Origin of the sequence: Exiguobacterium sp. 9-2, from assembly GCF_036287235.1 — a bacterium.
Taxonomy (GTDB): Bacteria; Bacillota; Bacilli; order Exiguobacteriales; family Exiguobacteriaceae; genus Exiguobacterium_A.
The window spans coordinates 1658710-1672382 of record NZ_CP142850.1; the positions used below are offsets into that span (position 1 = coordinate 1658710).

At 43.0% G+C, this 13673-nt stretch carries 15 protein-coding genes; 4 read left to right on the forward strand and 11 right to left on the reverse strand.

The window, feature by feature from the left end:
* Positions 1–171 precede the first annotated feature (171 nt).
* The 10 genes from VJ374_RS08825 to VJ374_RS08870 form a co-directional block, all read right to left on the reverse strand.
* A complete protein-coding gene (locus VJ374_RS08825) occupies positions 172–2235 on the reverse strand; it encodes a beta-galactosidase (RefSeq protein ID WP_329468492.1) in 2064 nt (687 codons plus the stop codon).
* A 36-nt stretch (positions 2236–2271) separates the two neighbouring features.
* Positions 2272–3087 carry a galactooligosaccharide ABC transporter permease GanQ gene (locus VJ374_RS08830; protein ID WP_290753232.1) on the reverse strand — a complete coding sequence of 272 codons (816 nt, stop codon included), beginning with the start codon at positions 3085–3087 and terminating at the stop codon, positions 2272–2274.
* 38 nt (positions 3088–3125) lie between these two features.
* Positions 3126–4382 (reverse strand): carbohydrate ABC transporter permease, encoded by a 1257-nt coding sequence (locus VJ374_RS08835; RefSeq protein WP_329468496.1) that lies wholly within the window; start codon positions 4380–4382, stop codon positions 3126–3128.
* Positions 4383–4457: 75 nt separating this feature from the next.
* A complete protein-coding gene (locus tag VJ374_RS08840) occupies positions 4458–5726 on the reverse strand; it encodes a galactooligosaccharide ABC transporter substrate-binding protein GanS (RefSeq protein ID WP_290750730.1) in 1269 nt (422 codons plus the stop codon).
* Positions 5727–5855: 129 nt separating this feature from the next.
* A complete protein-coding gene (locus tag VJ374_RS08845) occupies positions 5856–6848 on the reverse strand; it encodes a LacI family DNA-binding transcriptional regulator (protein ID WP_214854065.1) in 993 nt (330 codons plus the stop codon).
* A 284-nt stretch (positions 6849–7132) separates the two neighbouring features.
* A complete protein-coding gene (locus VJ374_RS08850) occupies positions 7133–7555 on the reverse strand; it encodes a cytidine deaminase (protein WP_329468503.1) in 423 nt (140 codons plus the stop codon).
* Between the two features lie 10 nt (positions 7556–7565).
* Positions 7566–8336 carry an ABC transporter permease gene (locus VJ374_RS08855; protein ID WP_149427472.1) on the reverse strand — a complete coding sequence of 257 codons (771 nt, stop codon included), beginning with the start codon at positions 8334–8336 and terminating at the stop codon, positions 7566–7568.
* Positions 8333–9034 (reverse strand): ABC transporter ATP-binding protein, encoded by a 702-nt coding sequence (locus VJ374_RS08860; protein ID WP_215084076.1) that lies wholly within the window; start codon positions 9032–9034, stop codon positions 8333–8335. Before VJ374_RS08860 ends, VJ374_RS08855 begins: the two co-directional genes overlap by 4 nt.
* A 96-nt stretch (positions 9035–9130) precedes the next feature.
* Positions 9131–9571: an NUDIX hydrolase gene (locus tag VJ374_RS08865; RefSeq protein ID WP_329468508.1), complete on the reverse strand. Its 441-nt coding sequence runs from the start codon at positions 9569–9571 to the stop codon at positions 9131–9133.
* 54 nt (positions 9572–9625) lie between these two features.
* Entirely contained in the window at positions 9626–11224 is a 1599-nt protein-coding gene (locus VJ374_RS08870; RefSeq protein WP_329468510.1) for a M3 family metallopeptidase, read from the reverse strand.
* A 159-nt stretch (positions 11225–11383) separates the two neighbouring features.
* On the opposite strand from VJ374_RS08870, the gene VJ374_RS08875 reads away from it, so the two are divergent.
* On the forward strand, positions 11384–11590 hold the full coding sequence (locus VJ374_RS08875) for a helix-turn-helix transcriptional regulator (protein WP_023468455.1): 207 nt from the start codon (positions 11384–11386) through the stop codon (positions 11588–11590).
* Entirely contained in the window at positions 11587–12285 is a 699-nt protein-coding gene (locus VJ374_RS08880) for a DUF3169 family protein (protein ID WP_149427481.1), read from the forward strand. The genes VJ374_RS08875 and VJ374_RS08880 overlap by 4 nt, the downstream gene beginning before the upstream one ends.
* Positions 12286–12329: 44 nt before the next feature.
* On the opposite strand, the gene VJ374_RS08885 is transcribed toward VJ374_RS08880, so the two are convergent.
* A complete protein-coding gene (locus tag VJ374_RS08885) occupies positions 12330–12479 on the reverse strand; it encodes a hypothetical protein (protein ID WP_023468457.1) in 150 nt (49 codons plus the stop codon).
* A 100-nt stretch (positions 12480–12579) separates the two neighbouring features.
* Between VJ374_RS08885 and VJ374_RS08890 the strand changes: the two genes are divergently transcribed.
* Positions 12580–12762 carry a Fe3+ hydroxamate ABC transporter substrate-binding protein gene (locus tag VJ374_RS08890; RefSeq protein WP_149427483.1) on the forward strand — a complete coding sequence of 61 codons (183 nt, stop codon included), beginning with the start codon at positions 12580–12582 and terminating at the stop codon, positions 12760–12762.
* 6 nt (positions 12763–12768) lie between these two features.
* Positions 12769–13632, forward strand: coding sequence for an NAD-dependent epimerase/dehydratase family protein (locus VJ374_RS08895; RefSeq protein WP_329468516.1), 864 nt, complete (start codon positions 12769–12771; stop codon positions 13630–13632).
* The last annotated feature ends 41 nt before the right edge of the window (positions 13633–13673 follow it).

Consider the following 13673-nt stretch of genomic DNA (forward strand, 5'->3'; position numbering starts at 1 on the left):
TAAGCTAATCGACTTTTACCTCATAAATACGAAAGGACCTCCCTATCATTTGATAAGGAGATCCTGCGTTTTTCAGTACTGTTACCGATTTACATCATCTCAGCCTCGGTTTCTGAGAATATTTTGCAAAATCCGTTCCACCCTATACTTTCTACATATTTTCTGACGACGTTATTTTTCGGTGCTACACTTCACAATTCTTACTTCGTACGGTTGTAGTAACATAGTTCCGATGAGTCGTTCTTTCGTCAAGTATTCTTCGACTGGATTTTTCAGTTCAATCGCTTTGACTTCTTCCGAAAAATTCATGATAAATCCGTAGATAGACGACGCATCGATTCTCACCTGCACCGAGACACCTTCTGGATGTTCAATCTGAAGAGGCGATAGCAAATTCAACGAAGAGATGATTTCTGCATAAAAATCGTTTTGGAATCGCTCCTCCAACCTTCCACCAATGTACCAAGCGACGCCCTCTCCGTGATTATTCCGCGTCACTGCCGCTGTCTCAGCATAAAAGTCTTCTGTATAAACTCCAACTGTTTCAGCTGTCACTACTTTCAAGACTGTCGCATAATCCTTTAGTTCATATGTCTTATCGCGGAACTTCACTCCATTTTTATCCATTGGGTATAGCGTATCGTTTTCAACTGGCTCGATTCCAAACATCGTTTTTAACTCACTTGGCCATCCACCAAAATAAGTTAAGTCAGATTCATCAACTAGCCCGGTCAAATACGTCGATATGAGAGTCCCACCTTGCGCGACGAATCGATTTAACCGTTCGATTGTCTCTTGACTGATTAAATAAAGCATCGGAACGATCAACAGTTTGTAACCATCAAAATCTTGTTCTTTTGTAATGACATCTACCGGAATATCACGCTCGTAAAACGCCCGGTAATGTTCTTGGAGTGTTTGGGGATAACGCTTCGTGTCATTCGAAAATCCTTGCGCATCGTCAAATGCCCAGTTGTTCTCCCAGTCGTATAAAATCGCAACTTCGGCTGGACGATGTGTACCAACGACTTCATCTAAATGTTCTAACAAACGACCGACTTCTGCAACTTCTTGAAAGACACGATTATCAGAACTTCCATCATGATCGACGACTGCCCCATGAAATTTTTCAGATGACCCTCGAGATTTACGCCACTGGAAGTAAAGTACGCTATCCGAACCATGGGCAATCATTTGCATCGAAGATAACAAATGCATTCCTGGTCGTTTAGCTTTATTGACAGGATGCCAATTAACGGCACTCGGCGTCGATTCCATTAACAAGAACGGTTGTTGTTTTAGATTACGAAATAGATCGTTAATAAATCCGACCCTCATCGCCAAACGACTCGTTGACTCCCTGTCGTTATGCCAAGCTGGATACGCATCCCAGCTCACGACATCAACATATTTCGCGAACTGACTATAATCAAGCGACTGGAAGGGAATCAAGTCATCCGTATCTGCCATGAAATTGGTAGTCACCGGTATATTCGGAGTCACTTCGCGTAATGGCTGAATTTCATTTTGATAGAAATTAATGGTTTGATCCGTGATAAAACGACGCCAATCTAAATTTAAGCCGTGGACCATGCTTTCGCCGATTGGCGACGGCGATTCAATCTGCGACCATGCGTTGAACGTATGGCTCCAAAATGCTCCCCACCAAGCAGCATTCAGCCGATCAAGTGTTTTATATTTTTCTTGTAACCAGACACGAAAAGCGGATTGGCATTGATCACAATGACACTCTCCCCCGTATTCATTCGAGATATGCCACATCAATAATGCCGGATGTTTCCCATAACGATTCGCCAATAGTCGATTGATGTGTTGCGTTTTTTGCCGATAAACACGCGAACTGAAACAATGATTATGACGTCCGCCATGAAGCTGTCGAACCCGTCGTTCATCGACGCGCAATACTTCAGGATATGCTTGCGATAACCATGCGGGCCTTGCTCCACTCGGTGTCGCTAAAATTACATTTCCACCATTTTGATGAATGTCATCTATGATTCGATCCAACCACTCGAACGTGTAAACCCCCTCTTCCGGCTCTAATGCACTCCAGGCAAAAATGCCGATGGAGTACGTATTCGTATGAGCGAGACGCATCAATTCGATATCTTGGCGTAAGACATGCGGAACATCCAACCATTGATCCGGGTTATAGTCTCCACCATGGAGCATTCGCCTAGCAGACGTTACATAAGATTTACCTGATTTCTCCATAGATATTCCTCTCCTAAAAAAACTGATTTCTATCTATTACCCTTTTGTTCCACCAGCCGTCAAACCGGCTACGAAATGCTTCTGGAGCAGAACGAAGACGACAGCGATCGGAATACTAATCAAAATCGCACCTGCTGCAAATGTCGTATAACTTGCTCCCATCGCTTCATTCACTAAGTTAAATAGACCGATGGGTAATGTATAGGATTCTTGCGTTCGAAGTATCGTCGATGCCAAAACAAAGTCTCCAAGTGGTCCGGTGAACCCATTCATCGCAATGACCGCTAACATTGGTCGACATAATGGCATGATGATTTGAAGGAATATTCTGGTATTACTTGCACCATCCAACTTTGCACTTTCATCTAAGTCTAATGGAATTGAGTCCATATAACCCTTCATCAAGTACGTATTCATCGGAATTTGCCCGCCTATGTACAATAAAATTAACAACCAATGGCTGTTCATCATCCCTAGAATTTGCGCTAGTACGAACAAGGCTATGAGCGCCGAAAACTGAGGAATCATTTGAAGTAACAAAAATAACATCAATGCTTTATCACGTCCTTTGAAACGAAAACGAGAAAAAGCATATGCAGTGAAAGAGACACTAACGACAGTTCCGATCATTGTAAACACACTGATTTTCAATGAGTTCATGTACCACTGGCTATATTGAAGGCTTTCTTTTCCAGCAAATAATTCACGGTAGTGATCAAAGGTAGGGTTTTTCGGAATGAGCGATGTACTGACCAAACTATTTCCTGGATTAAAACTCGCACCTATCGTCCAAAGAAGTGGATAAAAGATGACGACAGACACGACCAACAAAATGACATAGGTGATGGTCATACGAATGAAACGTAGTCTTTTTATATTCGACACTAGCGTCACGCTCCTTCCTTAAACGAATTTGTTCGTCTAAACTGCCAAAGCGCAATTGTAATGACAAAAATCGATAGTAAAATCGTTAAAGCCGCGGCTAGTGCATATTGACCTGATTGCATCGTCAATTTGTAAATCCAAGATACGAGAATATCGGTCCCTCCCGCATTCGATCCAGGTACAGACGGACCACCACCATTGAACAGATAAATGATATTGAAGTTGTTGAAATTAAATGTAAACTGCGTAATGATGATTGGCGACATCGCAAGTAACACCATCGGCATCGTGATGAAGCGGAATTTCGCAAAGATTGATGCGCCATCGATTGTTGCCGCTTCATATAAATCTTCAGGAATCGATTGTAAGACTCCTGTCGTGACAAGAAACACGTAGGGAAAACCTAACCACCCTTGCATGAAAACGAGTGCCACCCTTGTCCACTTTTCGTTCGTCAGCCAAGGTATGGCGTCGATGCCAAAAAATGCGAGGACATCGTTGTTAATTGAACCAAAACTATCATTGAATAGTCCCGCGAATACTAGAATCGTCACGAATCCTGGAACTGCCCAAGGAAGGACGAATATTGTTCGGATGACTTTTTTAAAGCGAACTTCTTTCTGGTTGACGAGAACTGCTAACAAAATACCTACGGAAATTTGTAATGTCGATGCGACTAATGTCCAAACAATCGTCCATGACAACACATCAAAAAATGTCGATCGCCATATATCGACTGTGAATATTTGAAGAAAAGTAGAAAAACCGACCCAATCAGCTAATTTTGCTGGTGGAGAATGATAAAGATCATAGTTCGTGAAGGCTAAAGCAAAACTAAATAAAATCGGAAAAATAACCGCAAAAATCAAGAGAAACAATGCTGGACTACTTACTAAATAAGGGTATCCTTGTCCAATCAGATTCAAGTAATCTGATTTGAATGAACTTATATGTAATCCATCGTCTCTTTTTTGTCCTGTTCGATATGCATCTCGAAGATTATAAAAATATAGGGCAAGACCGAACATCAATACAATAATAGCGATGATACCTTGTGCTAGTAAGAATATAGAGTTGTCTCGCGGCACTTCCGTACCAAGCGTCACGATACCCCACAACCCCATATTCAACAAGTCAGCGAACGCAATTAAAAATGCAATACTTACCGTAAATAACAACACGCCTTTAATCCACTGACGATGATACAATTGCCCGAGTCCGGGAATCACTGACAAAAGCATACCTATTCTACGATGTTGCACGCCTTTCACCTCTTCACAAATTATTTAGCAACAGACTGCATCAATGGGCTAACCGACGGATCGGAGTCATCCTTTTCATTTTGAGCTGTGCTTCGCTTTAATTTGTCCTTCAATGGTATCAACGGCTTGAGTCATCGCCTGTTTCGGTTCAGCTTTTCCTGTTGCGATAGTTTGAAGGGCTGCATCGACTGGTTTCCAAACTTCATTCATTTCCGGGATATTTGGTGTCAACTCAGCAAATTTTGATTGTTCTGCCACGGCTTGAGCTGCTGGACTTTTTGTAACGATCGGGTCATTCGCCAATGCACTGATGGCAGGTACTTCTTTAGTGATTTCGAAGCGTTTTTTTGAATTTTCTTCGTTCGTTAAATAGAGCGCTAATTTTTCAGTAAGCTCTGCGTGTTTTGAATAGCTACTAACGTTATAACTTTTTACACCTAAAAATGAACTCATATTTTTCCCATTTTCAAGCTCAGGAAGTTTGGCGACCCCAAAATCGATGCCCGCTTTCTCAAATGGTCCAACATTCCATGGACCAGAGATGATAGCTGCTGCCTTTCCTTCCATAAACAGTGATTCCAAAACGTTAATCCCTTGTTCACCAATAATTCCCGACGGAAACAGCTTCTCCTTGTAGAATTTTTGAATGTGGTTTGCTCCTTCGATTGCGCCAGCATTCGCTAAACCGATGTCTTTTGTGTCGTATACTCCACTTTCCGAACGCTTGAATATGTAACTGCCATATCCACTCATGACACTCTGCGCATAATAAACTTGGTCAAACAATGCTAAAAAACCGAACGACTTTTCAGTTTTCATCTTTTTCGACAATGTATACCAATCTTCTATCGTTTTAGGTAACGCTTTATCTGAGACTAATTTCTTGTTGTAATATAGAATCGTCGTCTCCACAGCTTTAGGCACGCCGTAAATTTTGCCCTTGACGATTTGTGAATCAAGTGCAACATCCGTATATTGAGACTGGACTTCTTTCGGAACCTTTATTTCTTTTATGATTCCTTCCGTTACTGCCGTTCCGATTTGGTCTCCAGGCATCGTCAATAAATCGGGACCTGTTCCGGCAGGTCCGTCCAACCGGAGATCTTCAATTTGTTTTGCGTACGGTTTTTCAACAACTTTGATGTTAACATCATTCTCTTTTTCAAATCGTTTCACAGCAGACTTGATTCCTTCGCTTTTTTCGATATCTTCCCAAACAATCAATTTGATTTTTCCATTTTGAGTCTCTGTATTTTTTGCTTCATCTTGCGGACCACACGCAGCTAACGACATACTCAATACAAAACCACTAAGCACAGCAGAATATTTTAATTGTTTTTTCATAAAAAAACCAAACCTCCTTAGAGAATTGTAAAACACAAATGAAAGCGCTTTAACAAATAAAATATAACACTCTAAAAAGATTTAGTAAATAATTTTAGTAAATAATTTTAGTAAAAAATTTTACTAAAATTAAATGGTGCTTTTTCTCATAATTAACTCAGAACCTATATACAATGTTTTTACTACTTTTCGTTTTTCAATGATTTGTTCAAGTAATAAGTGAATCGCGTTTTTACAAATTTCTTCAATATCAATATTGAAAGTCGTCAAGGGAGGCGAAACATACTTCGCGATACTCGTATTATTCACACTGATCAGGCTGACGCGGTTCGGGACATCAATTTGTTTTTCGTGAAGTGCTTGCAGACAGCCGACGGCGATTGGATCTGCCGCTACAAAAAAAGCGGTTGGCATATTTTCACCAAGGCGTTCAATCGCTTGACTCATTAAAAAATAGCCATTATCAACTGAAAAACCATGATGACAGAAGATAAATGTCTCATTTAGCATTCCTTCTTGCTGCATATACTTACGAAAAGCACGTTCCCGCCCATCCATTTCTTCTACATTTGTATCAGCATTCTGAAAAGTTCCACCGATAAATCCAATTTCTTTATGTCCCTGCTGCTTCAGAACTTCAATTGTCTTTCGTGTGATTTGGTCAAGGTCTGGACGCACCGAATCATAGTGTTCAGCATCTGGTGTCGAATCTATGAAGACTCCATTAGTCGTCAACTCTCTTAAATATTCCAGTTCTCGATCCATAAAAGAACCCACTGCAATAAATCCCTCGATGTTTAGCGGAATCTTTTCAATCCCATCCGCTACTTTGTAGGTCGTTAACTCCATGTTATTCTCCCTAGCCAATCTCTCGATCGCAATTCGCATCGTGTGAAAATAAATATCTTCAAGCTCCTCTTTATCTGTCAACCAATACAAAAAAGCAATATTTTTAACGAGTGATTTCATCGTCTTTTTTTTGTAACCAAGCTCTTCAGCCACCTCAAATATCCGCGTTCGCGTCTCATCACCAACCGATAAACTTAAATCATTATTTAATACTCGTGAAACTGTCGAAATGGAACAACCTACTTTTTTAGCAATATCTTTAATCGTCGCCAAATGATAACACTCCTTTTAAATTTAGATTTAAGTAAAATTTTTAAGTAAAATTAAAAATTTTATATTTTTAAATTATACCTTTCTTTTTTTATATTACTTCATAATTCATAAAAAGAGGAAGGAAACCATAATGAGAAGAAAAGAATGCATTAACGATGTTGAGCTTTTTTTAATTACAAAACTAAGTGTTCTACAAAAAGAAAAACGAAGAAACTACACATCTCAGACGATGATAGTTCCTTCGTTTCTTTTTTAAATCAACGAATTTTATTCCATTCTTATAATCACGAACGAACATATTTAAGTGGAATTAAGTCTGCAATCCGCACTTTCGTCAACTGATCGTCGATCGTTAAGAGGACAAATGCGTCCGGTGCATAGTCGGAAATCAATTCGCGGCACATGCCGCACGGACTGACGACACGAATCGTTCGGTCCGTCTCATCCGAATAGGGATATCGGACAGCGACGATCGTCTCAAAATCCGTCAATCCATCCGTGATGGCGGAACCGATCGTAATGGCTTCCGCGCACACCGTCACCCGTCCGATATACGCTTCGACATGAACACCCGTTTTCGTCGCGCCATCTTTTGTCCGCAACGCAGCTGCGACGTGATGTTTATCGTCAGCATAACGGCTTTGAATCGTTTCGGTTGCTAGTTCGACCAGTTGTAGGTCGGCTTCTGTAATCGGATAAGTCTGCATAACGTACTCCTTACGTGTCTTTTTTCTTATAGGTCAAACCGATGAATTGTGCTTTTTCATTGAATAGTCGACGGTAGGATAGAAAACCAACGAGGACCGATGCCATCGCCGCCGTCGTCAAGATCAGGAATAGAATCAATAGTTGATAAAGGACAGCTTCCATTGGATCCGCGCCACCGATGATCAACCCACTCATCATCCCTGGCAGTTGGACGAGCCCCATCGTTTTTTGCGCTTCGATTGTTGGAATCATACTTGTCCGGATTGCGCCTTTTAAGCTCGTATCAATCGCTGTCTTCGCATCTCCACCGAGTGAAAGAATCAGTTCGATGACCTCGTCGCTTCGTTCGACCTCGTCCTTGAACTTATTGAGAAACAATAAGGACAAGATCATACAGTTTCCGATGACCATCCCGCTGATTGGAATGACTTGCTGGGCTTCGAACGGAATGATTCGTAACCCGAGCAAAATTCCCATCGTCAATGCTTCGACCGCAATCAGTGTGAACAAGATGATCCACTGGATCCCGGGAATCCCGTCCCCTTTACGGATGACGTTCAGTGTCGCTGCACCGATCATCAACAGAATCATCAGTAACATGAAAATTGGACTGCCGCTTTCAAAGACGAACGTCAGAATGTAACCGATGATCAAGAGTTGAACGATTGATCGAACGGTTGCGATGAGGATGTCCTTCTCTAGACCAAGCCGTAACGTCCGTGCTAAGACGAGGGGGATCAAAATGAAGATGAGCGAAGTTGCCAGTTGGAGGTAACTCATACCGATTCCCCCTTCAAGAATGCTTGCGTCTCTGCTTGACCATTTGAAGCGAGTTCCTTGAATGCACCAGACTCGATCAATCGTCCATCCTTTAAAAACCAGATGTCGTCGCTGACCCGCTTTGCTTGCTCTAAGTCATGCGTAATCCAAATGATTGTCGTCTGTAACTCCTGCTGTAGATCAAGGATTAGCTTCTCAATCTCTTGTACCATCCGGTAATCGAGACTTGCCGTGATTTCATCGAGCAACAGGACGTCTGGACGATTGACGAGTGTCCGTGCGATTCCAAGTCGGCTTCGTTCGCCACCGGACAAATCTTTGACCGGTCGCTCAAGTTCGACGGATAGTTCGACTTGCTGTAGCAAGCGTTCCGCTTCTTCGCGTGGCAACGATTCACCGAAGATCGATTTCGGCAAATTGATATTATCGTAGACGGTTCCTGGAACCATCGGCGCGCTTTGGAACGCCATTCCGATTCGTTTGCGGACATCGAGTAGATTCATCTGCTCAAGTGGTTCGCCTCGAAAGCAAATTTCGCCGCGATCGGGAGAAATAAGTCCGTTGATGTGTTTCAATGTCGTGGATTTTCCGGCACCACTCGGTCCGACGAGCGTCGTAATGACACCTTCTCGGAACTCACCCGTTATTTCGTGTAAGATGTGTTGATAGCTGACTTCGTGAAACGTAAGAATCGACATACTGTGTGTTCACCTAACTTTCTACAAATTTCGGGTAATGCTCCTGTAATGTTGTACCCGAAAATCCGTCACCTTAGTACGTCAAGCAACACTTCCTTACGTATGGATGATCTCTCCAGCAAAATCATACGGTACCGTTCGACCAGCAAAGAGCGATTCTTTTGATGCTTCCGGTAAATTGAGGTGTTTGAACGCTTCTTCACGGTCCATCCAGACGAGTCCGGAAATTTCTTCTGGAACATTCGTCTTTAATTGACCGGAAGTGATTTCTCCCGCGAAGAAGAAAAAGAGACAATGCTCCCCCGCTTGCGGGAAGAATGCTTCTGCCACATGGACGATGTCACCTGGTATGATTGTAAATCCTGTCTCTTCCAGAACTTCACGCGTGATTGCAGTATGTAGCGTTTCGTCACGTTCGACCGTCCCACCGGGCAATGTATAGTAGTCGCCGTGATCGCCACGATTCTCGACCATCAATAATTGATCGCCTGTGGCATTGAATAATGTCGCATAGACGATGTTTTTACGGATATTCATGTTCGTCCTCCTATCGTTTTGTACATCTGCTATTTCTGATCAAACGTGTTCTTTTTAATATGTCTTTTCCAACTCATTTGCCCAAACTTCGATTTGACCTTCTAGGAACGCCATCAACTCCTTCAGTTCCGCATCACTTGGTAAGAAAGATACACCCGCTCTCGCATAGACGTCTTGAACCGGATGGGTTTGACTAAGCGCCAAGGCTGCGATGAAGTCTTTCAGCGTTTGGTCAGGGTCTTTCGTGAAACGATGATACAACTGAAGAGCGGCAATCTGAGCAATCGCGTACTCGATGTAATAAAACGGCGTCTCAAAGAGATGGATGACACTCATCCATTCGTGGCCTTTCCAATCGGATGTTTCCGACCAATCAATGACGTCCGTATCGTATGATTCTCGGAGATAGGCATAATAGGCATGTCGTTCTTTTGGATCATGATCGGGGTGAGTATAGAGCCATGATTGAAAACGATCGACGATGATCGTCTCGGGTAAGAACTCAACCATGGAACGCATCTGTTCGAGTTTTGCCCGGGCAACGTCTTTTTTATCTGGAATCACCTGATGCCATTCGTTCATCGTCAACAACTCGAGCGACATGGCAGCAAATTCCCCTACTTCGAGCGGAATCGGTTGCAGTCCGTCGTATGTTTCTTTCATCGCATCATGATGGACGGCATGGCCGATCTCATGCATGAAGATGACAAGATCATCAAACGTATCGATGCGATTCATGAATAAGAACGATTGTTGTTCGACCGGTAAATACTCACAAAACCCTCCGCCAGCTTTGTTCGACCGGGCACCGATATCGAGATGATTCCTATGTCGCATTTCTTTTAATACGTCCGCAAAGTATGGATGCACGCTCTCGAGAATTGCTTGTGCCTTGTCTAAGAATGAAGTGTCAGAACCGGTCGCGTGATGATCAATCTGTGTATAGGCCGATTGCCGGACGTCCCACGGATGGAGCACCTGTTTGCCGAGAAACGTTTGTTGTTCGCGCTGAAATCGCCGTTTGACCGGTAGAAAGTCGGATTGAATGATAGTGGCGTAATGATTGACATCTTGACTCGTATAATCGACGCGTCCGAGTTCTACAAAAGCTAGTTCCTCGTATCCGATCTTACCACTTGCAGTGGCACGCGCTTGTCGTAAATCAACGAGTCGTGAAAACAACGGTTGAATGACGGATTCTTTCATGCGGAACGCTTCCTCAATCGATAAGAGCGCTTGTTTTCGAGTGGATTCATCCGCGTCAAATAAAGCAGCATGAAGATCGGAAACCGACTCTCCCGATTTTGTCAGCATCGTCGCCTCAATCCGGAGATAGTCTTGAATAAGACAAGCTTCCTCCTCTGTCGCACTTGTTGCTCTGAGTGATTGTTCAAAACGTGCTCTCGTTCGAAGTGTGACGTCATCGCGCGAGACGAGATCCATTTTTACGGAACGTCTCAACGTATCGAGCTTATCCGATAGCTGCTGACGCCCTTGTTCGTATTCAGAAGTGGTACCGAGGTCTGTAACGTCCTGGAGATACGCGATTTTTTGTTTGAGCAATGTCTCTTCCATTTGGAGAATCGAAGCGATTCGATGCGCAACATCCTTATCATTATAAAAAATATCATTTACAGGTGACTGAGATTTCATCGACGGATTTCACATCTCCTTTCAACTTATTCCAGTATACAGTTTATGCCAACGATATGATCATTTTACGAATAAATGACTATTATGTTGTCTTTTTTGACTATTATCGTTGTCAAAAAGACTATGATAAGTTACATTATATAGGAGGTGAATCCCTATATGAAATCCCGTTTAAAAGAATTACGTGCTCGCCACGGATGGAATCAGTCTGAACTGGCACGGCGCGCGAACATTTCGCGCCAGACGATCAGCTTAATCGAACGCGAAGAATTCATGCCGTCGCTACTGATCGCCGTCAAAATTTCTCGTGTGTTTGATACACCGCTAGAAGACATCTTTTATTTCGATGAGGAGGAATTAACATGAACAAGGAAGCAGGCAAGGTCATCATCGCAGCTTTACTCGGTTTCATTAGCAGTTATTTCGTCATGTTTGTCCTCAAAAATACCAATTTGTCACAGTTTGAACGATCGCTCTATCTTGATTACATATTCACTGGTCTTTTCGTTATCTTGACGATCTTGACTCTCAGTTACGTCGTACGCTATTTACAAATTCGTCAATTGACTCGACGATCCGTTTCTTCCGACGAAGAGGACGCGATTGACGATCAAGTGAATCGCTACTATGCGGACGGCATGATGATCGTGCAGTTCTCCAATCTCCTCAGTATCGGGCTCGCTTCTTTTAGCATCATTGAAAACCAGTTCGGTCTTCATTTGATACTGAGCGGATTCTTTTTCGTCATCAGTTGTATTGCCTCGATTTATTTTCTCAATCTTATGCGCCAGATCTATCCCAACCGCTATTTCCCAAAATATTCGGAAAAGAACTATGCTGAAAAGCTATTCGCTGCCTCAGATGACGGAGAACGTCACGTCATGTTCGAAGGTCTGATTCGGTCACAGTCCCTGTTACAATTTTTATTGATGGGTATCATTGTCGTATTAGTCGTGTATTCGTATGAGACCGGTCAATCTCAGATCTTTGCAATCAGCTTATTGATTATCGCCTTGATCTGGAGCAACGCAAAATATTTTCTCCATGTACGCAATCGCTAAAAAGGAGCATTCAGTCAATCGACTGGATGCTCCTTTACATGCCTTCAAAAATCACGATGATTTTGTTGTTGATGGACATCATGCTGGTTCAGTGTATATTCCTGATCGTCGAGCGAGCGATGTTTCGATTGACTCCGCGCTGAAATGAACCAGACGACTCCACCAACGGCGAGAAAAATAGCAATAAAGATCATAGACACCCTCCTTTAGATTCCTTTTTTACTTTATTCTTCCAACACCCTGGTTTTTCCTTTACGATAAGATAGAAGATTTAAATATATAGGGGGCGATAGGATGTTTGGTAAAGAACCGACATGTATGCATTGTGGCAAAACGATCGAAGGAAACGAAAAAGTCTACATTCAAATGCGTTATCCAAAACATCGCGGGATGACGGAAGTCAAAGCTTACTTAAAAAGCGAAGGTCGTTTCATCTGCGAAAAATGTTTCGCTGAAAAGACAGAGTCAAAGGGGTAAGCACTTATGAACCTGAAAGAGAGTACGATTTTAGTTACAGGAATGACCGGAACGCTTGGCTCTCGTGTTGCGCGACGTTTTCTAAAAGAAGCGCGTGAAGTGCGCGGTTTGTATCGCTCTCAGGAACAAGCGGATCAATACGCTTTCAAAGGTGTCCACGCAGTCATCGGTGAACTCGGTGATCCGAATTCGCTTCTTACAGCACTTCAAGGCGTCGATCTGTTGATTCACTGTGCTGCCTATCTCGGAGATGATCCCGATTTAGCACAGGAAGCAAATGTTACAGGTGTACAATATCTCGCAGATGCTGCGACAAAAGCTCGTGTCAAGCGCATCATTCACATCTCGACGACTTCCGTGTACGGCGAAGTCGTGAGTGGACATTTTACGGAAACGTCACCGCTCCTACCGTCCGAACATGTCTACATCCATACAAAGCAGGAATCCGAACGCCTGTTACAGGAATATACACCCGATTCCGATTTAATCATCTTACGTCCAGGATCAATTTGTGCCGAGGAGCAGTCCTACTGGGGGGATCGTCAAGTCGAGCGGATGAAGGAGGCGGATGTGATTACCTGGGTGCACCCGGACGATGTCGTCCCGTGGGTCCATACGGATAATCTAGTCGAAATGATCGTCCTTGCCGCAACGAATGCGCATAATGGGGATATCTTCAATGCGATCGATGCGAATCTACCTGAGACGGATTTTCGGATGAAGTTGATCACAGCAAGTGACAAGCCGTACCAAACACCGAAGCGTCCGGCGGAATGCGCTACTTTCTCAAACGAACGAATCAAACGACTCGGATATGTTCCGATTCGTACTCCTGAATCAACTATTGAACAGTTGGTCAAATCGTTTTAATAACGAAGAGGCATCGAATCGAGTGATTCGGTGCCTCTTTT